This is a genomic window from Cylindrospermum stagnale PCC 7417 (genome assembly GCF_000317535.1).
GTDB lineage: Bacteria > Cyanobacteriota > Cyanobacteriia > Cyanobacteriales > Nostocaceae > Cylindrospermum > Cylindrospermum stagnale.
This window is the reverse complement of sequence record NC_019757.1, coordinates 4,796,267-4,821,735: the sequence shown is the minus strand read 5'-3', so window position 1 is coordinate 4,821,735 and position 25,469 is coordinate 4,796,267. Positions and strand designations below refer to the sequence as shown.

Below are 25,469 nucleotides of genomic sequence, written 5' to 3'. Positions count from 1 at the left end.
GGTGTGCAAAATGCCTTTTGCCTAATCAATCCGTGACTGAACCCAGCGCGTAAAAGAGAAAAATTCGTGAGTTTTTCATTAATATCTGACTCACAAGGAAAAGACACTAGTCACCCAAGTACACAGCTAAAGGCACTCTGGCTTTGGTTAGTTGGGGACACAGATCCAGACGATTTCGCAAAATCAAGAGTGGCAAAAGGAAACGCCGCCCAACGTTCTGTAAGCATTGCTCCTGGGACATCGGCTCGAAGTTTTCTGTGCAGATGACAGTCTATACAAAAATACAGCAGTAGTTTCAGCGGTTAACGAGAAAAAAACAACACCGATAGTTGTAAAATTAATGACCAATCTAAATTCTTAGCAGAAATAGGGGGAGGGCATTGGAAATGCCAAAGGTATACTGTGCCAAAGGGGCAACATAACAATGAAGATATTAATGTCTGGTGGAAGCTATACAGAACAATTATCGATAAATGTCGGTATACTTCTCTAGAATTAGCTGTGGGATTGCCGACAGCACTGCGCGGAGCGCAATCAGCTGCATTCAAGGCTTATCCCCTAGCTAATCATCGCATCTCCAATCCTGCTAGGGTTGGAAGTAGTGAGCACAATAAAGAACAGTGCCATAGATTGTGGCAGTGTCAAACTATAGTTGACTCTTAGGTGAATAGCACCTGAAAAAGTCGTTTATCTACTTTTGACAAATCCAATGACACTTGATAATAACCAAGGGCTTACCTATAAAAACTCCCAATCTGTGGGACAGCCAGGGTTCTCTCTGGCAGTTAACTCGACCAACCCCTTTAATAATTCTGGGCTGAACTACGGACAAAATCACGATAGTAAAAAGATGTCTGCTGAAAATAGCCGCATTGGCGAGATTGTTCCTGGTCGGGTTGCCAACATCAAAGTGATTGGTGTGGGTGGTGGCGGTGGCAATGCTGTTAACCGCATGATCGAGTCTGATGTCTCTGGGGTGGAGTTTTGGTCAATTAACACTGATGCTCAAGCTCTTACCTTAGCTGGCGCTCCTAGTCGGTTGCAAATCGGACAGAAGCTGACGCGGGGTTTAGGCGCAGGGGGTAATCCGGCCATTGGTCAAAAGGCAGCGGAGGAATCACGGGACGAGATTGCCACAGCTTTAGAGGGTGCTGATCTAGTATTTATTACAGCTGGTATGGGGGGTGGTACTGGTACAGGTGCAGCCCCGATTGTGGCAGAAGTAGCAAAAGAAATGGGCGCTCTGACTGTCGGCGTAGTAACACGTCCATTTGTCTTCGAGGGACGTCGCCGCACTAGCCAAGCAGAGCAAGGTATTGAAGGACTAAAAAGTCGGGTGGATACCCTGATCATCATCCCCAACAACAAGCTGTTGGAAGTGATCCCCGAACAGACGCCTGTGCAAGAAGCTTTTCGTTATGCAGATGATGTGTTGCGTCAAGGGGTGCAAGGCATTTCTGACATTATCACCATCCCCGGCTTGGTGAACGTTGACTTTGCTGATGTGCGAGCTGTCATGGCAGATGCGGGATCGGCATTGATGGGGATTGGTGTGAGTTCTGGAAAATCTAGAGCCAGAGAAGCGGCGATCGCTGCTATTTCCTCGCCGTTATTAGAATGTTCTATTGAAGGTGCTAGAGGCGTTGTCTTTAATATTACCGGTGGCAGCGACCTGACCCTGCATGAAGTAAATGCTGCCGCAGAAACAATCTATGAAGTGGTTGATCCTAATGCCAATATTATTTTTGGGGCGGTGATTGATGACAGGCTCCAAGGCGAAGTGAGAATTACCGTAATTGCCACTGGGTTTACAGGCGAATTACAAGCAGTGCCACAACAAAATGCGTCTAACGCTAGAGTTGTGACTCCAACAACTCAAAAGCGACCTACATCACAGCCTCCGATTAATTCTCCCAGCCCAACTCCAGAACCCAAAGAAAAACCCGCATTGGATATTCCTGATTTTCTACAACGCCGACGTACACCACCAAAAAATTAAGTGTTTTTGGATTTGAGATTTTAGATTAAATTTACAGTCTCGTATCAAGCTGAGTGCTGTATACAATTTGCTAGTTTTAGGGTTTTACCAGAAGCACGGGTGAGCAATTATGTTGCCATACCCGATGTTGTTAATGGGCGATGAAATTTATCCATGCTACCCATAGACCTCATAAACTTGGGCAGCAGCCTGCTGACTTGAATTTGCCGCTGTGTATTGGCAACAAAGAAAGCGGGGGTAGAAGCCTTTTGTACTTCTACCAGTACCTGTTCTCAAAATAGGAATAGGGGCTATCTATGAAGATGAATGCAGCTGAGTTTCATATTTTTAACTGACCGCTTTCATTGCCAAGAACGTTAAGAAACAAGAGTAGGTAATTGTAAATTATTTTAGTTGTTTCGTTTGTAGAGTCTGCTCAACCCATTGAATTACCTGATAACCAAGGCGAGTGCCATCTAGGCGGTCGATCTCGCGAATTCCAGTGGGACTGGTGACATTGACTTCGGTCAAATAGCCACCAATCACGTCGATACCCACAAAAATTAAGCCGTCTTGGCGCAGTTTTGTGGCTAATTGGGCGCAAATTTCCTGCTCCCGTGGGGTAATTTCAGTTTGAGCCACTGTGCCGCCTGTTGCCATATTATTGCGGAAATCACTACCACTGGAAAGACGGTTGAGAGCCCCTATTGGTTCGCCATTGAGCAAAATAATCCGCTTGTCTCCTTCTTTGGCCTGTGGTAAATAGGTTTGCACCATAACTGGCACTCGACCTTGATAGGTACTGAGTTCGACGATGGAGTTGAAGTTGCGATCGCCTGATTGCAAAAATAAAATCCCTTCCCCAGCTTTATTACCTAGTGGTTTGAGAATCGTCGCCCCCTTGGCTTCAACAAATTGTCGAATAAACTGCTTATCAGCACTGACAATTGTTTCTGGAATCGCATTGGTAAACTGGAGGGCATACATTTTCTCATTGGCCCCACGAATGCCACTGGGACTGTTAATTACCAGGGTTTTGTTTTGGTCAACGTAATCCAGAATGTAGGTGGCATAAAGGTAGGAGTCATTGACTGGTGGATCTGTCCGCATAAATACGGCATCCATTGTTTCCAAGGAACTTAAGGAGCTATCGCTCAACTTATACCAAGGATTGGCCGCTATCCAACGTCCTTCTACCAACTGCACTGGTACAATTTCTACCCGCTGTAAGATAGCCCAAGCTTTACCCTCCAACACACTCAGCAGGTTTGCCTGAGTCACCCAAACTTCGTGTCCGAGGATTTGCGCTGCTTCCATTAGGGCAACACTGGTATCGTGACACGGGTCAAGCTGATGGATGGGATCAATGATAAAAGTTAGTTTCACGCTTTCTACCTCAATCACCAAGAATTTGATTAAATTTAGATTATCCCCTGATGATCTCACTGATTGACGCAGAAGCTAAACGTCTTGTTGTCAAAGATCAGTTTTGTGGTCATCAACTTACAGGCTATTGCTAGCAACTAGTAGCTCATCCAACTTGCCTTGACGATCTAAAGCGTGGATATCATCACAGCCACCAATATGATTGTCATTGATAAAAATTTGTGGTACAGAGCGGCGTCCGTTTGCCCTTTCAGCCATTTGCTCTCTAGCTACCTCGTCTCCATCGATGCTGTATTCAATAAATTCAACCCCCTTGTTCGTCAGCAAATTTTTGGCACGAATGCAAAAAGGGCAAGTTCTCCAACTGTAAATTTCTACTTTTGCAGCCATAACGTCCTCAACTTAATGTCATACTTTTTAATTTTAGAACGTCGGCACTCGCTGTACACGTCCTATCCTGTTTTGACCTCATCCTCAAGGATGCCTAAACCACCAGGAGTACTTAACCAAATTTTTAAGTGAGGTGTTTTTGCGGCTATGTGTGGGAACTGTCATCAGTCTAGTACTTTGTCAAGTTAGTTTTGAGGGTTTGTTCTAAGCACTTTAGTACTTAGAACAATCAGGACTAAAGTCCTTACTACGAACTTGCTTATCCATCAATTTAAACTTGACCTACTACTAGGTAGTACCCGCAGAGCGAGGAAACCCAGTCAACAATGATTGGAATCCCCATCTGCATCTACAGCTATTTCTGCGTACTAAGGATGTTCAACACTTATAGAGATAAATTTTGTGTTGAAATCACCAACACATTAAATTGACATAAAAAACCATTGACTGTCTACCATATAGATAAACTTAATGAAAACTTTAATTTTCTTTTGGGAGTTTCTTCACATTAGATTAAAATTACTGTCAAAAGGATTAAACTCTCGGTCATTCACTTTGATAATTGATGAAACTTATCTCGGCTCGACCTCAAATGCTTTTAAGTAATCTACCTGCTTAATACAAACTAACCATAATTGACAATGCGGAAGCCATCACAAGGATAAATTCTGATAATTCGGAAAATTTGACGAGGTTGAAAGCTATCGAGAGTACAAGTCCAAGTTATGGAAAAATCTAAGCGATGACGAAATAATAACTCAATGTACGATGGCGCTTTGCGAGAACCGTCCGGATCTCGTGAAGAAGATAAAAGTACTCCATGATAGCGAACAAGATGAAAGTCAAAATTCTTGTCCTGAATAAATAAATCTACATTCTCTGCTTTCAGGACAGCTTGACGCATAATTGGCTCTAGGATAAAAATCATCCCATAGCGTCGAATATATTTAACTTTTTCTCGATTCTTTGCTGTTTGTTGGCAAATGCCATAACCTGATAATAATGACCCTTCATTGTTAACTAAAGCTAGATTGTTCCAGACTATCTGTTTATTGATTTCTTTTTCAATAAATTGGATTTCTTTCTTGTTTAAATAGGAGAGTTTTTCTCGGTCTAGATAAGTTCGATATAAAGCATCAAGCAAAGTGACTTTAGTTTCTTGCCAATGAATATTTGGAACCGAATCTGGGACATAGGTACTTCTATATAAGATTCCATTTTCTTTTTCTTTGTGTTTCCATAATTTAAATTGTTCATGGAAAGGACGGTTGAGAGGAAATCTGTCGCGACTTGTATACTCTCGATTAACTTTAGTAAACTGAAAAAATGCTCTACGCAATGTTTGAGGGGTTAGAATAACTAAACGCCCATCACCAGCTAGTGATAATTGAATTGGCCAAGCCATAAGCCATTAAAAATTTGCTTCTTGAAAACTCTTAATCGGGATTTTGAGGTGATGGTAATTTAGCAAGAATCACTTGGCTGATTCGGTTAATAACATCATCAATAACCGGATCATTTTCTCTCCCTTTAGTATTTGCTTCATCAATGGCTACTTGAATAGCTGTCCCTAAATCATCTACCATTTCACCTAATTCATTAAGCAATTTAATCTCCAAACCATAATCAATTTCTACTTTTTGAGTATAGTGAGTGATGACTTTATAGTGTTCTTCATAGGTTCGCACTCTGGTACTTGAGTCTTCTTCATAAGGAACGTATCTAGTTGCTTTTTCTTCGTGTTTTTGTTTTACATGGGCAAAAGCAGGACGATTATCAATCGTGGTATTGTAAATGAGTTTAGGATTGCGTCGGGGAAGTTTGCGGACTAATTCTGATAGAACAGTGTGGGCACTTTGCAGGGCACGTAATTGTGGCACGGTCAGTTCTATAGAAATTCCATACCATTCAAAATTACCTGTGTTATGAGAATTTGCTTTTTGCCTTGTGCCGTGCTGACTGACTACATCTTTGACAATTTCTAAAACATGAAGACTAATTTCTTCAGGAGAATAATCTACATAGGTTTCTCGTATTTCGTCCTGAAGTTCATTTTGATCATTATAGTTACGAAAGCGTACTTCTTGCGCTCTGATTTTTTCAATCCATGAAATTGCTTTAATTAGTTCTCGTTTTTGTTTGGTAAATGTCGTTTGAACCATATTTACTTTCTTCTGATAATCTTAGTTAAATGCGTCAGTAATTTAAACTGGTGATCGCGCTTTGAAAGGAAAGGCATTGCTTTATATCTGGACACGAGATATCTCTGTAGTATTTCTACCACAGAACTGAAAGGCTTAACGGTCGAAACCGAGGAGACTTTGTCACCAAGATGTTAGCCAGTTATTCTTAGGAATCGCTTTAAAACTCGAAAATCCAGAGGACTTCTCTTTGTTCAAGTGCCTACTTTCTTGTCTCCAAATTGCGCGATAATTCAGTAAAAATAACCAACATCCAACGAACATCTTTCTTTAAGTGACTCTCTGAGTTACTAAAACCTCCCTGAAATCTCCGATGAAGATTTCAGCTAAACTCACACCGCCGGCTCTATGTCACCATAGAGAATAACTGACAGATTGATTCTCCGCACTTACGACCTTTTAAGGTAGTCGTTCCCCTGGGTGTTAGATTAGAAAAGACGCCGCCACGCCAAAACGATGTGAATTGAAAATAGACATTTAGCAGGCAATTCATAGAATTCAAGAGAATTCCTCGAACTTAAGAGTTCTTGAGAGAATTTGTCCGTGCCCTATCGGATAATGTTTGAAAATACATTATGTATGACTGGGCAACGGATGAAAGCCTTCCTCCCTCTCTGATATTTCTTTCCGAAAATATGAGAAGTTTACGACTCCAACGAACATCTCAGGTTTTACCCCTCCTGGAAGATTTTAGGCTATTTCCACATTAGTTTTTCAAGGATCTTTGACTATCCTCTACTTGTCTGGCGGAACGTTTCGTCATAATTGCTATGGCGTTTTTTTCTTGGTTATTGAACAACTTAGGAGTTTTTTCTGAGATGTTAATGCTACAGTCTTGAACGAGATTTTTATTCGTAAAGATAAATATCTTTACTTTTCAGCAAGCTCAACCTTTCCTGCAATAACTCAAAAATAGTTTGAGCTATTACAATATCCATCTAACCATAGTGATTAACATTTTGTCTACTTAATTTTAGTAGACCACCAAGTTTTTTACGTTTACCAATTCGCTGCATAGGCGATGAGCAGGAAAGTTGACAATCATTGTTATTTTCAAAAATCCCCACAATTTTCAAATTTACAAGATATAACTTTGGCAGATCAAAATTTTTCGTTTTTTCTAAATAAGTTCTGATATTGAGTCGTTTATCTGCTTTTGCCAGGGCTGGCGGTTATCATCATATTTCAAAACCGTTGGTTTGCACTTAGGCGTAATTTTTGTCTAAGTCCCAATAACTAATGCCGCAGTTAATACAACTACGGCACTTTTTACGACAAACCAACAACTAAATTCCAGTAATTACTCACAACCTACGGCGTATTCAATCAACTGAGATAGACGCAGGCGTAGGGTTTCTAATCCCAACCGCTGGCTGGCGGAAATAAAGATCGCTAGAGGAAACTCTTCTTTAGCTAAAGCCAGTGTTTCGCTATTTACTTGATCTATCTTGTTAAAAGCAACCAATGCCGGGCCGGGAGTTACTGGCATTTGCGCGAGGATTTCCCTGACGGAGCGAATATGACTCAACCAAGCGGGATGAGACAAATCTACCAAATGCAGTAGGGCATCGGCTTCTGTCACTTCCTCCAAGGTGGCACGGAAGGCATCCATTAAGGATGCAGGTAACTCGTGAATAAACCCTACAGTATCTGTAATTAGAGTTTCCTGGGGTTCATTAGTATCCGCATGGGGAATGATTAGACGGCGCGTGGTGGGGTCGAGTGTAGCAAACAACTGGTCGGCTGTGTACACTTCTGAGTTAGTGAGGGCGTTCAGCAAGGTGGACTTGCCGGCGTTGGTATAACCCACCAAAGCGACTGAAGGAACTTCTCGATGTTGTCGCCGTTGTCGTAACCGTGAACGATGGGCTTGCAACTGGTTGACTTCTTGTTGCAATCGGGAAATCCGCTTCTGAATTGCCCGGCGTTCTGTTTCTAGTTTAGTTTCACCAGGGCCGCGAGTCCCAATACCGCCCCCTAGTCGGGACATTGTCTGTCCTCTTCCAGTCAGGCGCGGCATCATATATTCTAGCTGTGCCAGTTCTACTTGCAACTTACCAGCACGGGACTGGGCGCGTTGGGCAAAGATATCTAAAATTACTTCTGTGCGGTCAACTACCCGGACACCAATTTGCGCTTCTAAGTTGCGGACTTGGGTTGGTGAGAGGTCGCGGTCAAAGACGACAAGACTGGCTCCCAATGTTTGGGCGGTGAGGGCAATTTCTTGTACTTTGCCTTCGCCGACTACTGTTTGGGGATGAAGGCGCGATCGCTTTTGTTGCACTGTCTGCAATACGTCTCCGCCAGCAGTATCTACCAACCGCGCCAACTCTGACAAGGAATCCTGGAATTGTTGGGCAGTTTTACCATCGGTCAGCACCCCAATAAGTAGGACGCGCTCATGGTCAGCATCTACTTCCTGGGCGATGAATTCCCGCCGGAATTCTTCTTCTAGCCCTTCCACCAAGTCAATAAAATCCTGCTCTGCCAGGTCATCTAAGCTCAGAGGCTGGGAGATGTTGGAAGAGATTGCTGTGTCTTGGTTCGGTAGAGGTGTGGGTGGACTGGCATTACCAACTACTGATGGCTGATTTAAGACTAGCTGATTGGTATTTGATACCAAATGAGCTAAATAAACTTCTTTCACGTACCCAGCAGCGCCACCGCCTCGCCGTGTAAATCCCGTTCCCGTGATATTTAGCACCACTAAAGCGTCTAACCGTTGCAGCGCCATCGCTGTCAGTGCTGCCTCATTTGGCGGTTCTGGCTTGAGATGGGTCGCTATGCAACGAATCCCGCTGAGTCGTTCTGCACCGTAACGGGGCAGTTCCATCGGCGGAATTTGTGTTTGTCGTGGTGTACCTACCCCGACACGAATCACTTGTCCGCGTCGGTTGATGTAAGTACACACTGGCTGATTGATGTCCGTGCTAATTGCTGCCAGACGCTGGGCAAAATCGGGCGTGGTGATGCGATCGCCCGGTATGCGCTGGTGATATAGCCGCTGTAGTTGTTTCAGCTGGCTGGACTTTAAACCTTGGAGATTACCAAAGATAGTCTCTATAGACGTTTATGACCAATAAAATGGCCCCCCGAATCCTTACATTGTTCATTTTACAACAAGGTAGGGGCTGCCTGCTCTATCTTCTGGTAGATGATATCTAGGGCTAGAGTCTAAAGTGTTATATTTGACTATATTTTGCTAGTAATATCCCGTAGCCCATCGATATCAAGTTTTTGCGAAATATTTTTGTTTCGCGCACAGGAGAGCAATTACAGAGGCTTTGGTATTATTTGTGGTTATTGAATTAATGCTTGAAAGCGCTCATCTTTGCGAATTCCATCAAAATTGGTATCAGTTTTTGCCCTCTTTCGATATTTGTCAGGATTCAGATTTATTGCTTTTTGCAGATTTTCTAGTGCTGAATCAAGATTACCTTGAATGGCATAACAGCAAGCTTTGTTATAGAAAGCCTGGTGTAAATCAGGTTGAATTTTCACCGTTTGGTTAACAGAGGTATTTGCATTTTCCTCCGTTCTCAAATCCCCCAAGGTAATCCCCTGGCTATTTCCAGTGTTTTGGGAATCTGGTTGAGTCTTCAGCGCTGCGTCGAAGGATGCGATCGCATCTTCATAGCGTTTGAGATTCAGCAGCGCGGTTCCTCGGTTGTTCCAAGCCTCTTGGTAATCGGGTTTCAGCTTCAGTGCTGCGTCGAAGGAAGCGATCGCATCTTCATAGCGGTTGAGATTCAGTAGCGCAAAGCCTCGGTTATACCAAGCCAGGTGGGAATCAGGTTTAATTTTGATAGTTTCGTCAAAAGATGCGATCGCTTCCTCATAGCGTTCTAACTCATCCAGCGTCACACCGCGCTTAAACCAAGCTTGGTGGTAATCAGGTTTAATTTTTACAGCTTCGTCAAAAGATGCGATCGCTTCCTTAAAGCGTTCTAACTTATAAAGCGCTATCCCCTTATTAAACCAAGCTTGGTAATAATCACATTTTATTCTCACCGCTTGCTCAAAAGAGGCTAACGCTTCCGCGTGCAGTTCTAAACTCCCTAAAGCATTTCCCCGACGATACCAACCTTCTGGATAATGCGGTTGAATTTTTACTGATTTTTCGTAAGAAGCGAGTGCTGATTCATATTCTTGAGCAGCATGTAATAAACCACCCAATTCAAATTGTAAACTCGCGCGAATATTCTCTGTTTGATGCTGCTCATCCAGCAAGTCTTGTATTTCTAAAATCTTTTCAATCTTTTCCTCAGGTGCAAGTTTCAAATATTCCCCATAGTCTCCCTCTAAAATCAGGCGAGATGACTCTAACTCTACAACTTCTGGTGTTGTTGGTAGTTCAAATACAGCCGAACGCCAGTCAAAGAAATCTGGGGCGCGATGAAGTAAATAGTTAAGAGAAAATGACCGCACAAGAAAAACAAAAGAAATGGGGAAATCATCTCTAAACCTTTCTCGTTGTTGGTTTAAATGATTTAAAATAGGCGGAACACTGCTTAAATTACTAAATTGTCCTTCAGTGATTTCGCCAAACTTTCTTTTTTCATACTTGTAGAGAGAATATTCTAAACCAGTAATCAATAAAACTTCAAATTGCTTATTGCTATAAAGGTCAATTACCCGCTCATATAAATTGCTAATTGGCTCAACCAAGCGCAAAACTTCAACTTTTTTCTGCGGTAAATCCTGGGGAATTTTACCAATCACCTGTTCAGCTTCCCCAGGACTACATTGCACAAAATACAAGCCAAAACCTGAGTTACGCTTGAGTGCGCGAACCAAGTCTTGATAGGCTGCTTCAGGTTCAGGGGGAGAGTCTTCATCCCAATCGCTAAAATATTGTTTCATGGGAGTTTTGCTACAGCTTCTTTAAATTCTTGAATGCCTTGAATTAGTGGGTGAATATCATACCAACGCTGCATCTCCCCTTCATCATCCAAGTAGCGGTACTCTAAAAGACAGCGATTAAACATCAAACTCCGATACTGGTCATCATTAATGAGGAACTTAGAACGGGAGACTTCAGCTAACAAAACCCATTGATGATTTTCCACAGAACGGCGATAGGTATCTCGCGCTTGAGTGATAGCGCGTTTTACGGATTTTTCAGTAATTGGTAATTCTTCAGTGCGGCCAATAGCATCCTGAGTTAACAATAACAAATTTCTGACGTGACCACCACTCATCAAACAAAGTCGTTCTACAGTTTGGGGACTATCAAATATTTCTGTTTCTAGAGATAATTCCGGTGCAAACTGCTGTATTCGCCGGGAAATCACCTCTTTAACTTTATTAATTCCTGGTTCGTAAACTTCTCCATCCTGAGTGCGTACCATCACCATTGGCAAAATTTGGGGGTCGCCATAAATATCTCTCAGGTCTGTAGCTCTGGTAGAATAGACCATAGCAATAGGGACAGTGTAAATCAAATGACAGTCTAAGGCTTTGAGTTGTTCGCTGCGGTCTAAAAAGACTTCTTCATAATTAGTTCGTTCGCCATCTTTAACTAAAACCATCCGGTCTAAGTTATCGACAATTACTGCTAGTTTTTTACGTCCTTCAGGTAGGCGCTTTTTCACATCTGCCAGAAACTCATTTAAGACTTTAATCAAAGTGACAGTATGTGGCTCTACTTTTCTGCGAATTTCTTGGCGTAATGTAGGAACAGCCCTTAAATTTGCCGTCAATTTAGCAAACTGAGCAACTTGCACTTCTACATCCATATCATCTAATTGGATTTCTGTTAGTGCTAAATCTTTCAATTCTTGCCAACGATCTTTTAGCCAATTCAGCACCGGACGAGGATTACCAATAGTGCGTAAATCTCTGAGTAAGCGTCGAGTGCAAGCGAGGAGAATATCCGTATATTGGGCATCTTCAGAATCAATATCTTCTTCATCAGCCGCAAAATAGACTACATAAAATTCCCGTTCTTCTAAATATTTTTTTAATCTCAGCAGTTCTGTAGATTTTCCCGCACCGCGATGACCAGAATACAATTGATAAGTATTTGTTTTTGCCAATCGCATCCGATTTCCCAACTCTTGCTGAATATCTGCATCTCCCCGCACATCCTGACAATCAACATATTTTGGATCACCTGCGGGTAAGGGTTCAAAGGGGTTGAAGGCGTTGTAGAGGTTGGTGAGTAAGTCGGGGTTTTGATTCATGGGAGTTGTGTTTATTTTCAGTTTAATTTGCTGTTGCAGGTGGGAGTGTGAGTAGTGTCACATTTATAAGAGGATGTTCGTAAAGTATCAAGTCGTATCGAGATCCCCCTAAATCCCCCTTAAAAAGGGGGACTTTGACTCTAGTTCCCGCCTTTTTAAAGGGTGCTTCGACTCCAGTTTTCCCCTTTTTAAGGCAGGGCTGTTTCATTCGATAAGGAGGAATAGTTTGTCAATATCATTAGCGATAGTTTATTGGAGAAAAGTGATGGAAAACCCTTTATTTAGAACCAGAAAATTCAGATTTTGCCTAGGAAATTCAGCGCAATCGCTAAAATAAACCCTTGACATTATGAGCCTTTAAGGGAATGAAACAGCCCTGCCTTTTTAAGGGGGGCTAGGGGGGATCTACAAGGTTGTTGGGACTGATGCAAGATTTGAGATAAGTCATCTTATTGTAGGAAAGAAATAATTAGTAGGTTGCTGTTATTGAATCAAATATTGAAAGCGTTTATCTTCTCGAATACCATCAAAGTCAGAATCTGTTTTTGCCATGTTTCGATATTCTTCAGGATTTAGATTAATTGCTTGTTGTAGGTTTTCTAATGCTTGCTCAATATTGCCTTGAAGGGCATAATAGCAAGCTTTGTTGTACCAAGCACAGTGGTCATCAGGTTGAAATTTTATAGCTTCTTCAAATGAGGCAATCGCATCTTCATAGCGTCCTAAATTCCCTAGGGCAATACCCCGGTTGTTCCAAGCTTCGTGGTAATCAGGTTGAAATTTCAGCGCGGCGTCGTAGGATGCGATCGCATCTTCATAGCGTCCTAAATTCCCTAGGGCAATACCCCGGTTGTACCAAGCTTGGTGTAAATCAGGTTGAAATTTCAGCGCGGCGTCGTAGGATGCGATCGCATCTTCATAGCATCCTAATTCATCTAGGGCATTACCCCGGTTGTACCAAGCTTCGTGGTAATCAGGTTGAAATTTCAGCGCGGCGTCGTAGGATGCGATCACATCTTCATCGCGTCCTAATTTCCTTAGGGCAATACCCCGGTTGTACCAAGCTTGGTGGTAATCAGGTTGAAATTTCAGCGCGGCGTCGTAGGATGCGATCGCATCTTCATTGCGTCCTAAATTCCCTAGGGCATTACCCCGGTTGTACCAAGCTTCGTGTAAATCAGGTTGAAATTTCAGCGCGGCGTCGTAGGATGCGATCGCATCTTCATCGCGTCCTAAATTCCCTAGGGCATTACCCCGGTTGTACCAAGCTTGGTGTAAATCAGGTTGAATTTTCAGCGCGGCGTCGTAGGATGCGATCGCATCTTCATTGCGTCCTAATTTCCCTAGGTCATTACCCCGGTTATACCAAGCATCGGAGTCATCCGGTTGAATTTTCAGCGCGGCGTCGTAGGATGCGATCGCATCTTCATTGCGTCCTAATTTCCTTAGGGCAATACCCCGGTTGTACCAAGCTTGGTGTAAATCAGGTTGAATTTTCAGCGCGGCGTCGTAAGATGCGATCGCATCTTCATTGCGTCCTAATTTCCCTAGGGCAATACCCCGGTTGTTCCAAGCACCGGGGTCATCAGGTTGAATTTTCAGCGCGGCGTCGTAGCATGCGATCGCATCTTCATAGCGTCCTAATTTCCCTAGGGCAATACCCCGGTTGTTCCAAGCATCGGGGTCATCAGGTTGAATTTTCAGCGCTTGGTCGTAGGATGCGATCTCATCTTCATAGCGTCCTAAATTCCCTAGGGCATTACCCCGGTTGTTCCAAGCTTGGTGTTTATCAGGTTGAATTTTCAGCGCGGCGTCGTAGCATGCGATCGCATCTTCATAGCGTCCTAAATTCCCTAGGTCATTACCCCGGTTATACCAAGCTTGGTGGTAATCAGGTTGAATTTTCAGCGCGGCGTCGTAGGATGCGATCGCATCTTCATAGCATCCTAATTCATCTAGGGCATTACCCCGGTTGTACCAAGCTTGGTGGTAATCAGGTTGAATTTTCAGCGCTTGGTCGTAGGATGCGATCGCATCTTCATTGCGTCCTAAATTCCCTAGGGCAATACCCCGGTTGTTCCAAGCTTGGTGTTTATCAGGTTGAATTTTCAGCGCGGCGTCGTAGGATGCGATCGCTTCTTCATATTCTTTGGCAGCAGCTAACAAATTTCCTCGTTCAAATAGTAGACTTGCTTTACGTTCTTCCGTCAGATGCTGTTCTCTCAGCAAGTCTTGAATTTCCAGGACTTTATCGATTTTTTGTTCGTGGGTAAGTTTCAGATATTTCTCATAGTCTCCTTCCAACATCAGACGAGTTGATTCTTGTTCTAGGACTTCTGGCGTTGTTGGTAATTCAAATACACCTGAACGCCAATCATAGAAATCAGGGGCGCGATGAATTAAATAGTTGAGCGAAAACGAACGCAAAAGAAAAACAAAGCTAATGGGGAAATCATCTCTAAACCTTTCCCGCTGTTGGTTTAAGTGATTTAAAATTCGGGGAACACTGCTGATATTGCTAAATTTACTTTCAGTGATTTCGCCAAAACTTCTTTTTTCATACTTATATAAAGAGTATTCCAAACCCTTAATCAATAAAATATCAATTGGCTTATCTTTAACAAACTCATTCACTTGCTGATATAAATTATCAATTTCCTCCACATAGCGCAGAACTGCAATTTTTTTCTGCGGCATATCCTGCGGAACTTTTTTAATACAATGCTCTGCTTCCACAGGTGTACATTGGACAAAATACAAGCCAAAACCTGAGTTCCGCTTTAGTGCGCGAAGCAAATCTGAATAGGCTTTTTCAGGTTCCGGGGGTAAATCCTCATCCCAATCGCTGTAATTTGAGTTCATGCAAGTTTCGCCACAGATTATTCTTTTTGTAAAAAATATTGCTCTTTTCACCACCCTACTGAAAATTATAGAAGGTTAACCGCTAACCCCGCCACAATAAGCCTTTCTAGCTCGTAGTAAGCACTTCAGTGCTGATTCTCTTGTTCCCAGACTCCGGCTGAGAATGCACCCCTAGAGGCTCCGCCTCATATACTTAACAGCCACGGTTTACACAAGTTATCGGATTACCCAAAAGTCCTCCAAAACCTCAAAGAGTCCTAACAGACATCCCTCTCCTTGTGAAGGAGAGGGACAGGTTGTGCGTAGCAGAACCAGGGTGAGGTTTTCTTTCCTCTGTTCGATAAACCATAAATAAGTTGAGACAGATTTGTATCTACACCTTAAATACTTAACAGGAGGCAGAGCCTCCCATCTGGCATTCCTAGGTAGAACCTAGGAACGGGAACGAGGAAAATTATCTATATCTATATATATAGACGTTTCATAAAACATCTCTACACTCCCCCTTCCCTAGCAGGGAAGGGGGTTGGGGGGTTAGGTTCTCCCTCCACCGCTTCACCCCCAGCGCCAACTCTCCCCCCAACCAGTCATCAAACTGCGGATACACCGGCAAACGTGGCACCAATTCCCACCCCGCAGGTTGTAAAATTTCTCTCAAAGCCTCCTCTTGAACATGAGGATAATCAGGATTTACTTCATCCTTCGGGCCAATTCCCCCCAAATCCCTCGCACCAGCAGCTAAACAAGCGAGTAACCAGCCGGCATCCTTGACTAAATTCGGCGGAATTTGAATTGTAATATCTGCGGGTAAAATTTCCCGTGCTTTAGCAATCACCGCTGGTAGCTGATGGGGGTCAAAAGGCGGTGCATCAAAGCTTTGCTGATTTCCCGGACTGTGGGGTTGCAGAATCACTTCTTGAATGTGATGGTAGCGTTCATGCACATTAGATATAGCTGTCAACGTTTCCCAGCAATCATCAACAGTTTCCCCAATTCCCAAAAGTAACCCTGTGGTAAAGGGAATCTGCAACTCTCCCGCCCATTCTAATTGTTGCATCCTCACCTCTGGTAACTTACTCGGCGCGTGACGATGCACAGTATTTAATAGTGTTGGCGTCAACTGTTCCAACATCAAACCCATCGAAACATTTACATCCTTCAGCTTTTCCATCTCCGCCAAACTCAGTGGCCCAGCGTTGGTATGCGGTAAAAACCCCATCGCTAGAGCTAAATCACACAAATCATAAATCCGCTGAAACCACGCTTGACGCCTGGATGAATGGGGGTGTACCTCACCGCTGAGAATGAGAATTTCACAGATTTTTTGGCTTTGCAGTTGTTGCAATATCCTTTCCGCCGCCTCAAGACTCATCCAGGGACTCTTACCCGGTTCGCTGCGAAAGTTGCAGTAGGTGCAGCGGTTAAAGCACTCATAAGTAGGGACGATTGTATAGGCTGGGCTGTATGTAACGCTGCGTGAACTATGTAAAGCCATAAATGTAACGTTTCTGAATAGAGATTTACAATTAAGTTAAAATTCGTCAAAGCCTTGTACTGCAAGCTTTATAGCCTCTATTTAACACCCTGTTTTAGAGAACTGTTAAAAAATGTTGCTAAAAGGGGTTTACAAATCTCAATAAAGCTCTTAATATAAGTTCATAAGGTAGAAACACCTACCAAACATCATAAAAAACATAACCGCAATCATAAAACCATGACCGCAACCTTACAACGCCGCGAAAGCGCCAACGTATGGGATCGCTTCTGCGAATTCATTACCAGCACCAATAACCGTCTATATATCGGTTGGTTCGGTGTCTTAATGATCCCCACCTTACTAGCTGCTACTACCTGCTTCATCGTCGCTTTCATCGCCGCTCCCCCCGTTGACATCGACGGTATCCGCGAGCCAGTTGCAGGTTCCTTAATGTACGGAAACAACATCATCTCCGGTGCAGTTGTTCCTTCTTCTAACGCTATCGGTTTGCACTTCTACCCCATTTGGGAAGCAGCTTCCTTAGATGAGTGGTTGTACAACGGCGGTCCTTACCAATTGGTAGTTTTCCACTTCTTAATCGGCGTATTCTGTTACCTCGGTCGTGAATGGGAACTTTCCTACCGCTTAGGTATGCGTCCTTGGATTTGCCTAGCTTTCTCTGCACCTGTTGCAGCCGCTACCGCAGTCTTCTTAATCTACCCAATTGGTCAAGGTTCATTCTCCGACGGTATGCCTTTGGGTATCTCTGGAACATTTAACTTCATGATTGTGTTCCAAGCTGAACACAACATCCTAATGCACCCCTTCCACATGTTGGGAGTAGCTGGTGTATTCGGTGGTTCCTTGTTCTCAGCAATGCACGGTTCACTCGTAACTTCTTCCTTGGTTCGTGAAACAACTGAAACCGAATCCTTGAACTACGGTTACAAGTTCGGACAAGAAGAAGAAACCTACAACATCGTTGCTGCTCACGGTTACTTCGGTCGCTTAATCTTCCAATACGCATCATTCAACAACAGCCGTCAACTACACTTCTTGTTGGCAGCATGGCCTGTAATCGGCATCTGGTTCACCGCTTTGGGTGTAAGCACAATGGCTTTCAACTTGAACGGTTTCAACTTCAACCAATCAATCATTGATTCTCAAGGTCGCGTCATCGGTACATGGGCTGATGTGATCAACCGCGCTAACCTGGGTATGGAAGTGATGCACGAGCGTAACGCTCACAACTTCCCCCTAGACTTGGCTGCTGCTGATGTTGCTCCCGTAGCTCTGACTGCTCCTGCAATCAACGGTTAATCTGAAGCTCTAGCTGAATAAAAAACGCTCTCCTAAATTGGAGGGCGTTTTTTATGGGCAAAACCTGTAGAGACGTTCCATGGAACGTCTCTTTGTTGTAGGTAGAAAAGCGATCGCACACAGATCATATAATCCAATACAGTTCAGTTAAGCCTAAAACTCAAAGGGCTATTTCCTGCCAGATGTAACAATCTCAATAAATCCCCAAAAGCTTTACCCCATATAGATTAAAACCTCTAACAGATACCCAATTTCCCAAAAATCTTAAAAATACTTTCTGAAAGCCCTTTACAAACCGCAATAAACAACTTAGTATTTATACAGGGAGTAGAAATGCCTACCCCAAACATCATAAACAAATAACCGCAATCATCAAACCATGACCACAACCTTACAACAGCGCTCCAGCGCCAACGTATGGGATCGCTTTTGCGAATGGATCACCAGCACCGAAAACCGGATTTATATCGGTTGGTTCGGCGTGTTGATGATTCCTACCCTACTGGCTGCAACCACCTGCTTCATCATCGCCTTCATCGCTGCGCCTCCCGTTGACATCGACGGTATCCGTGAGCCAGTAGCAGGTTCCTTGATTTACGGAAACAACATCATTTCCGGTGCGGTTGTTCCTTCCTCCAACGCTATCGGTTTACACTTCTACCCAATCTGGGAAGCAGCTTCCTTAGATGAGTGGTTGTACAACGGCGGTCCTTACCAACTGGTAATTTTCCACTTCTTGATCGGATGCGCTTGCTACCTCGGTCGTCAGTGGGAACTATCTTACCGCTTGGGAATGCGTCCTTGGATCTGCGTAGCTTACTCTGCACCTTTGGCATCTGCTACAGCAGTATTCTTGATCTACCCAATTGGTCAAGGTTCATTCTCCGACGGTATGCCTTTGGGGATCTCCGGAACATTCAACTTCATGATTGTGTTCCAAGCTGAACATAACATCCTGATGCACCCCTTCCACATGTTAGGTGTAGCTGGTGTATTCGGTGGAAGCTTATTCTCAGCAATGCACGGTTCACTCGTAACTTCTTCCTTAGTTCGGGAAACAACCGAAACCGAATCCTTGAACTACGGTTACAAGTTCGGACAAGAAGAAGAAACCTACAACATCGTTGCAGCCCACGGCTACTTCGGTCGCTTAATCTTCCAATACGCCTCATTCAACAACAGCCGTCAACTACACTTCTTGTTGGCAGCATGGCCTGTAATCGGCATCTGGTTCACCGCTTTGGGTGTGAGCACAATGGCTTTCAACCTCAACGGTTTCAACTTCAACCAATCAATCATTGATTCTCAAGGTCGCGTCATCGGTACATGGGCTGACGTCATCAACCGCGCTAACCTGGGTATGGAAGTGATGCACGAGCGTAACGCTCACAACTTCCCTCTAGACTTGGCTGCTGCTGATGTTGCTCCCGTAGCTCTGACTGCTCCTGCAATCAACGGTTAATCCGAAATTCTAGCTGAATAAAAAACGCTCTCCTGGATTGGGAGGGCGTTTTTTATTGGCACTATGTTTTGCTATTTATGTAGAAAAAAGAGCGATCGCATCGCTAAAATCCAATACTGTTCAGTTAAGGCTTAACTCTTTGTCAAAGTCAATTTTTTTAACAAACCGCAAAGGACGCACGCGCGCAGCGATGCCCAAAGGGCTGTAGAACGCAAAGGAAGAGAAGGAAGAGAAGGAAGAGAAGGAAGAGAAGGAAGAAATGCTTAACTGAACTGTATTGCGCTAAAATCATCTTTTGCCATAACTCCCGATACAATTACAACAGCCGATATTTTTTCTCAACATCATGGGCAGCACTTTTGGTCATCTATTTCGCATTACTACTTTTGGCGAGTCCCACGGCGGCGGTGTGGGGGTTGTGATTGATGGTTGTCCTCCACAACTGGAAATTTCGGCTGAAGAAATTCAAGTAGAACTAGATAGAAGGCGTCCTGGACAAAGTAAAATTACGACTCCCCGCAAGGAAGCGGATACCTGCGAAATATTGTCTGGGGTATTTGAGGGAAAAACTTTAGGAACACCAATTGCAATTTTAGTGCGGAACAAAGATACTCGTCCCCAAGATTACGACGAGATGGCGCAAAAGTATCGCCCTTCCCACGCAGATGCGACTTATGATGCTAAATATGGGATTAGAAATTGGCAAGGTGGCGGCAGGTCGTCAGCGCGTGAGACAATAGGAAGAGTGGCAGCGGGTGCGATCGCTAAAAAGATTCTCCGTCAAGTCGCCAATATCGAAATTATCGCTTACGTCAAGCGCATCAAAGACTTAGAAGGCATAGTAGATCCTAACACCGTCACCTTAGAACAAGTGGAAAGCAACATTGTCCGCTGTCCAGATGGCGAAACTGCCACGCGCATGATTGAATTAATTGAACAAACTGGCAGACAAGGTGATTCCATCGGCGGTGTAGTAGAATGTGTGGCGCGAAATGTGCCCAAAGGTTTAGGCGAACCAGTTTTTGATAAATTGGAAGCAGATATAGCGAAAGCTGTAATGTCTCTTCCTGCGAGTAAAGGTTTTGAAATTGGTTCCGGTTTTGCAGGAACCCTGTTAACAGGAATTGAACATAACGACGAATTTTATATTGACGAACAAGGGGAAATCCGCACTGTAACTAATCGTTCTGGCGGTATTCAAGGGGGAATTTCCAACGGCGAAAACATCATTTTGCGAGTTGCATTTAAACCCACAGCCACAATTAGAAAAGAGCAAAAAACAGTAACTCGTGAAGGTGAAGAAACCCTATTAGCTGCCAAAGGACGCCATGATCCTTGTGTGCTACCCCGCGCTGTGCCAATGGTTGACGCGATGGTAGCTTTGGTTTTGTGCGATCATCTATTGCGGCAACAGGCACAATGTAAGGTGTTATAGGGATTAAACTTTCAGGAAATTTTGATAACTAAACAAAGTAATGATTTGCCAAACTTTTTCGTGCTTCAGAATGGCGCAAGTTCAGCGACATCAGCAGCCGGAAAGCTTAAAAATCAGGAGGCTATTCTATGCCGAGATTGATTAGTAGACAGCAACTATCCAGAATTGTTTTGAAGGGCTTTAAGTCTATTGCTGAATGCGACATTAAGCTTGCTCAACTTAACGTACTCATTGGCTGCAATGGCGCTGGTAAATCTAACTTCATCGGCTTTTTTCGCATGGTTCAGCAGATGCTTGAGGGAAATCTGCAAGTTTTTGTCAGCCGTCAGGGTGGCCCCGATGCGATTTTGCATTTTGGTAGGAAAACAACTGAACAATTAGAAGTTAAACTTTACTTCGGAACCAACAGTTATTTCGCTACTTTTGAACCAACTCAGGATAACCGTCTGATGTTCTCTAAAGAATCTTTTGGATGGAATAATACTGAGTGGGAAATAGGTAGTGGTCATTTTGAAACTCAAGCTCCACGAGGTACTGGGACAAGAATTGACGAATATGTATTACCTGCTATGCAACAGTGGCGAGTTTATCATTTCCACGATACAAGCGACAGTGCTTATGTAAAACAAATACATGGCATTAATGTTAATAATTACCTGCGTTCAGATGCTCGTAATCTTGCGGCTTTCTTGTATTTATTAAAACAAAATCATCCTGAATATTATCAACGAATTGTCAAAACAATTCGACTTGTTGCACCTTTCTTTAGTGATTTCTATCTACGACCTTCCCCACAAAATAAGGATATGATAGAACTTGAATGGTTTGAGCAAGGTCAAGATATTCCCTTTAAAGCTCATCTTCTTTCTGATGGAACGCTGCGTTTTATATGTTTGGCAACCGTTTTTTTACAACCTACTTCTCTTCAACCAGAAACAATTTTAGTTGATGAACCTGAGTTAGGTCTTCACCCTTATGCAATTACTATTCTTGCATCATTAATGCGTGCTGCTGCAATAGAAAAACAAGTTATTGTTTCCACTCAGTCGGTTGAACTGCTGAATGAATTTAGCGCAGATGATGTAATTGTAGTAGACAGAAAAGATGGTAAATCATTACTCCGAAGATTGAAGGAAGATGATTTACATGAGTGGCTAGAAGACTATAGCTTAGGAGAATTGTGGAAAAAGAACATCCTTGGAGGAAGACCTTCAAGATGATTCGAGTAAACGTTTTTGTGGAAGGACAGACTGAAGAAACTTTTGTTAGAGAATTACTTTACGAGCATTTTCAGCGACAAAATATCTACCTCAACCCAATCCTTGTAAGAACTAGTCAAACTGCTAAAGGTGGTGTGGTGAGCTATGAAAAAATCAAGCCTCAATTGAATCGTCAATGCCTTAAGGATAATTCGGCATTCGTCACTACGATGTTTGATTTGTATGCATTACCAAAAGACTTTCCCGGAAAAGATTCTGTGCCAAAGACGAATGACCCATTTAATAAAGTTGAATATCTTGAACAGCAAATGGGTGCAGATATTGGGCACAAAAATTTTATTCCAAATCTACTGGTACATGAGTTTGAGGGACTTCTGTATAGCAATCCGCAAGCTTTTCTGGGATGGTTTGATCAAAGCGTAGTAAATCAGCTACAAAGTGAGCGTGACTCATTTGCTTCACCTGAACATATTAATGAAAGTCCGATAACAGCCCCATCTAAAAGGATTATTAGATGTTGCCCTCAATATGATAAACCATATCATGGATCTCTGATTGCAATGGATATCGGTTTGGATGTAATACGTCAGCAGTGTCAGCATTTCAATAAATGGTTAACCCATCTTGAAAGCATCATGTAATTCACAAGTACAGTTGTAAGTAAAATAAATATTTTAGCCTGTATTTTTTCAATATCATGGGCAGAAATTTGACATTTTATGAAGTTAAATTAAAATTTCTATAATCTACTATTCACCTGCTTTAAACACTTGTTCAGCAGTGATATTTAACTCAGGAAAAGTAAGAGAAATAATTCTTTGATTTCCTCTAAATTGCTGAAATTGATATTCCCCGTCAACTAATTGATAAACTGTAAAAGTTGGTTCTTTGGGAAATCCAATATATCTCCTTCCACCTAAACCTAAATAATCAGCTATCCAATATTCAGAAATTCCTAACGCTTCGTAGTCCGTGAGTTTGTGTCCGTAATCATTACGCCAATTTGTACTCACTACTTCGACAATTAATTGAATTGATTCACCTTTGGTAATGGTTGAATATTTTTCCCAAAGTGGTTCATTTGAGAGATTATTTTTATTTACTACTATCAAATCGGGAAGATAAGCCGTTTCCCAATCAGGTGCTTTCACCAGTGCGTGTCTAGGGAAACTATAAGGTAGTTTTAACCTTTGACTTTCTACAGTTATTGATATTCCTAGAAAGTCAGTAACTTCTTCATGCTTACCCGTTGGTTGCATTTCAACTACACACCCATTAATTAATTCATAACGTCCATTTTCTGGATACCATTCTAGAAAATCAGCAAATTTGACTGGCTGGGATATGGCTGCAATCATAGTAATATTCCTTTAGGAGTATTTTTATTGTATAAATATTGCATTTAATGTCTTTGCTGGTTTCAATACTGTTCATAAATTATCTAGTGTTGCTATATTAGAATATAGCAGCTATTTCATTCTTTCAAAATCTACAATGCTTTTTAATCATTTAGTCCGCGCAGGCGGACTTTGTTTGTGTAGCCGCGATTTCCAATCGCCAAGGCTTATTTAAACTTAAATCATCAAATATGGATTTAATTACGGTTTTAGGATTATTTGCCGCGATTTTAACGACTATCTCTTTCTTACCCCAGATGTTGAAAATCTGGCGTTCAAAATCAGCTAAAGATGTTTCCTTCCTCATGCTGATAACTTTCATGAGTGGTCTTTTTTTATGGTTAATCTACGGAATCATTCTTGGTGCTTGGCCGATTATTCTGGCTAACGGCGTGACCTTGGGTTTTAACTTTATAATTCTATGGCTTAAAATTAGATATAGAAAACGCCCATAAAAGCTTGTGACATCATCTGTGTTTGACTCCGAACGCCTGTTATTCACCCCCGCTACCCCTAACACCGACGCTATCCCCCTGATTTTTGCCTTTCCCAATGAGTACAGCGTCGGGATAACTAGCCTTGGCTATCAGGTGGTGTGGGCAACTTTGGCTATGCGGGATGATGTGCAGGTAAGTCGCTTGTTTACCGATACTCACGAACAACTCCCTAGAGAACCAGAAATACTTGGCTTTTCTATGTCCTGGGAATTGGATTATGTGAATATTTTAAATTTGTTGGAATCTTTGTCAATTCCCATTAGGGCAGATTTCCGTAATGAACGTCATCCCCTAATTTTTGGCGGTGGACCTGTTCTCACCGCTAACCCTGAACCTTTTGCCGAGTTTTTTGATGTAATTTTGTTAGGAGATGGGGAAAACCTGCTGGGAGATTTCATTGAAGCGTATAAGGAAGTAAGAAGCGCTTCTAGAGAATTTCAATTAAAAAGATTGGCACAAGTACCGGGAATTTACGTTCCTAGTTTGTATGCGGTGGAATATCTTGCCAAAGATGGGGCGGTAAAGTCAATAAACCCAATTTCTGCCGAAATTCCCGCAGTAGTGCAAAAGCAAACTTACCGAGGAAATACTCTCTCAGCTTCAACTGTGGTTACAGAAAAGGCGGCTTGGGAAAATATCTACATGGTGGAAGTGGTGCGGAGTTGTCCGGAAATGTGCCGCTTTTGTCTAGCGAGTTATTTAACCTTGCCTTTTAGAACTGCGAGTTTGGAAGGTTCTTTAATTCCCGCAATTGAGAGAGGGTTAAAAGTTACAAATCGCCTGGGTTTATTGGGTGCTTCTGTTACCCAACATCCAGAGTTTACAGAATTGCTAGATTATATCAGTCAGCCAAAATATGATGATGTCCGCTTGAGTATTGCTTCGGTGCGAACAAATACGGTAACGGTGCAGCTAGCAAAGACTTTAGCCCAAAGAGATACGCGATCGCTTACCATTGCCGTAGAAAGTGGTTCCGAGAAATTGCGGCAAATCATCAATAAAAAGTTACATAACGATGAAATCATCCAAGCGGCAGTAAATGCCAAAGCTGGAGGATTAACCAATCTGAAACTCTACGGGATGGCGGGAATTCCCGGTGAGGAACCAGAAGATTTAGATGCAACTGTCGCAATGATGCGCGGTATTAAAAAATCTGTACCTGGACTGCGGTTAACATTCGGATGCAGCACCTTTGTACCGAAAGCACACACGCCTTTTCAATGGTTTGGGGTAAATCGTCAAGCAGAAAAGCGGTTGCAGATGTTACAAAAACAGCTAAAACCCCAAGGGATAGAGTTTCGTCCAGAAAGCTATAATTGGTCAATTATACAGGCTTTGTTGTCGAGAGGCGATCGCAGGCTTTCCCAGCTTCTCGAACTTACCCGCGACTTTGGTGACTCCTTGGGTAGCTACAAACGCGCTTTCAAACAACTAAAAGGCCAAATACCCGACTTAGATTTCTACGTTCACGCCGAATGGTCAACAGAGCAAGTTTTACCTTGGAGTCACTTGCAAGGGCCTTTACCACAGTCTACACTACTAAAGCATTTGGCTGAGGCTAAGAGTTATTTCCATTCATGTCAGAAGCAACTACAGGCGTTAAATTTATAATTTTTTAAACGCAAAGGGGCGCAAAGTTATAAAATTGAGGATAATATC

At 42.8% G+C, this 25,469-nt stretch carries 20 protein-coding genes; 9 read left to right on the top strand and 11 right to left on the bottom strand.

The features are described from left to right. Positions 1-402: 402 nt before the first annotated feature. Positions 403-663 (top strand): hypothetical protein, encoded by a 261-nt coding sequence (locus CYLST_RS20225; protein ID WP_051056137.1) that lies wholly within the window; start codon positions 403-405, stop codon positions 661-663. Positions 664-709: 46 nt separating this feature from the next. Then, on the top strand, positions 710-1,999 hold the full coding sequence (ftsZ, locus tag CYLST_RS20220; protein WP_015209597.1) for a cell division protein FtsZ: 1,290 nt from the start codon (positions 710-712) through the stop codon (positions 1,997-1,999). Between the two features lie 384 nt (positions 2,000-2,383). Here the strand turns inward: ftsZ and gshB are convergent, their stop codons facing one another. The 9 genes from gshB to cofG all read right to left on the bottom strand — a co-directional run bounded on the left by gshB (position 2,384) and on the right by cofG (position 16,497). Next, positions 2,384-3,364: a glutathione synthase gene (gshB, locus tag CYLST_RS20215; RefSeq protein WP_041233762.1), complete on the bottom strand. Its 981-nt coding sequence runs from the start codon at positions 3,362-3,364 to the stop codon at positions 2,384-2,386. Between the two features lie 117 nt (positions 3,365-3,481). Continuing rightward, complete coding sequence (gene grxC / locus CYLST_RS20210; protein ID WP_015209595.1) at positions 3,482-3,754, bottom strand: glutaredoxin 3; 273 nt, start codon at positions 3,752-3,754, stop codon at positions 3,482-3,484. Positions 3,755-4,379: 625 nt separating this feature from the next. Further along, positions 4,380-5,159, bottom strand: a complete 780-nt coding sequence (locus CYLST_RS20205) for a hypothetical protein (protein WP_015209594.1) — start codon at positions 5,157-5,159, stop codon at positions 4,380-4,382. A gap of 31 nt (positions 5,160-5,190) precedes the next feature. Further along, entirely contained in the window at positions 5,191-5,916 is a 726-nt protein-coding gene (locus CYLST_RS20200) for a hypothetical protein (RefSeq protein WP_015209593.1), read from the bottom strand. Positions 5,917-7,255: 1,339 nt separating this feature from the next. Continuing rightward, entirely contained in the window at positions 7,256-9,019 is a 1,764-nt protein-coding gene (gene hflX, locus CYLST_RS20195) for a GTPase HflX (RefSeq protein ID WP_015209592.1), read from the bottom strand. Between the two features lie 236 nt (positions 9,020-9,255). Next, positions 9,256-10,818, bottom strand: coding sequence for a tetratricopeptide repeat protein (locus CYLST_RS20190; protein WP_015209591.1), 1,563 nt, complete (start codon positions 10,816-10,818; stop codon positions 9,256-9,258). Beyond that, a complete protein-coding gene (locus tag CYLST_RS20185) occupies positions 10,815-12,140 on the bottom strand; it encodes an ATP-binding protein (RefSeq protein WP_015209590.1) in 1,326 nt (441 codons plus the stop codon). The genes CYLST_RS20190 and CYLST_RS20185 overlap by 4 nt, the downstream gene beginning before the upstream one ends. A 483-nt stretch (positions 12,141-12,623) precedes the next feature. Then, the gene (locus tag CYLST_RS20175; protein ID WP_015209588.1) at positions 12,624-15,002 is read right to left on the bottom strand and encodes a tetratricopeptide repeat protein; all 2,379 of its coding nucleotides are present in this window, start codon (positions 15,000-15,002) and stop codon (positions 12,624-12,626) included. 481 nt (positions 15,003-15,483) lie between these two features. Continuing rightward, entirely contained in the window at positions 15,484-16,497 is a 1,014-nt protein-coding gene (gene cofG / locus CYLST_RS20170; protein WP_015209587.1) for a 7,8-didemethyl-8-hydroxy-5-deazariboflavin synthase subunit CofG, read from the bottom strand. A 219-nt stretch (positions 16,498-16,716) separates the two neighbouring features. Here cofG and psbA (CYLST_RS20165) point away from each other — a divergent pair, with 219 nt between their 5' ends. From psbA (CYLST_RS20165) to CYLST_RS20145, 5 genes are all read left to right on the top strand, one after another. Beyond that, on the top strand, positions 16,717-17,799 hold the full coding sequence (psbA, locus tag CYLST_RS20165; protein WP_015209586.1) for a photosystem II q(b) protein: 1,083 nt from the start codon (positions 16,717-16,719) through the stop codon (positions 17,797-17,799). A gap of 379 nt (positions 17,800-18,178) precedes the next feature. Then, positions 18,179-19,261 carry a photosystem II q(b) protein gene (psbA, locus tag CYLST_RS20160; protein WP_015209585.1) on the top strand — a complete coding sequence of 361 codons (1,083 nt, stop codon included), beginning with the start codon at positions 18,179-18,181 and terminating at the stop codon, positions 19,259-19,261. A gap of 346 nt (positions 19,262-19,607) precedes the next feature. After that, positions 19,608-20,696, top strand: coding sequence for a chorismate synthase (aroC, locus tag CYLST_RS20155; protein ID WP_015209584.1), 1,089 nt, complete (start codon positions 19,608-19,610; stop codon positions 20,694-20,696). Between the two features lie 128 nt (positions 20,697-20,824). Beyond that, entirely contained in the window at positions 20,825-21,916 is a 1,092-nt protein-coding gene (locus CYLST_RS20150; protein WP_015209583.1) for an AAA family ATPase, read from the top strand. Further along, positions 21,877-22,557 (top strand): DUF4276 family protein, encoded by a 681-nt coding sequence (locus tag CYLST_RS20145; RefSeq protein ID WP_245587408.1) that lies wholly within the window; start codon positions 21,877-21,879, stop codon positions 22,555-22,557. Before CYLST_RS20150 ends, CYLST_RS20145 begins: the two co-directional genes overlap by 40 nt. Before the next feature lie 108 nt (positions 22,558-22,665). Here CYLST_RS20145 and CYLST_RS20140 read toward each other — a convergent pair whose 3' ends face one another. Then, the gene (locus tag CYLST_RS20140) at positions 22,666-23,274 is read right to left on the bottom strand and encodes a Uma2 family endonuclease (protein ID WP_015209581.1); all 609 of its coding nucleotides are present in this window, start codon (positions 23,272-23,274) and stop codon (positions 22,666-22,668) included. A 151-nt stretch (positions 23,275-23,425) separates the two neighbouring features. Continuing rightward, on the bottom strand, positions 23,426-23,635 hold the full coding sequence (locus CYLST_RS36040; protein WP_245587548.1) for a hypothetical protein: 210 nt from the start codon (positions 23,633-23,635) through the stop codon (positions 23,426-23,428). Between CYLST_RS36040 and CYLST_RS20135 the strand changes: the two genes are divergently transcribed. Together CYLST_RS20135 and CYLST_RS20130 are read left to right on the top strand one after the other, a co-directional pair. Next, the gene (locus CYLST_RS20135) at positions 23,541-23,768 is read left to right on the top strand and encodes a SemiSWEET transporter (protein ID WP_245587526.1); all 228 of its coding nucleotides are present in this window, start codon (positions 23,541-23,543) and stop codon (positions 23,766-23,768) included. The genes CYLST_RS36040 and CYLST_RS20135 overlap by 95 nt on opposite strands. A gap of 6 nt (positions 23,769-23,774) precedes the next feature. After that, positions 23,775-25,421 carry a B12-binding domain-containing radical SAM protein gene (locus CYLST_RS20130; RefSeq protein ID WP_015209579.1) on the top strand — a complete coding sequence of 549 codons (1,647 nt, stop codon included), beginning with the start codon at positions 23,775-23,777 and terminating at the stop codon, positions 25,419-25,421. Positions 25,422-25,469 lie beyond the last annotated feature (48 nt).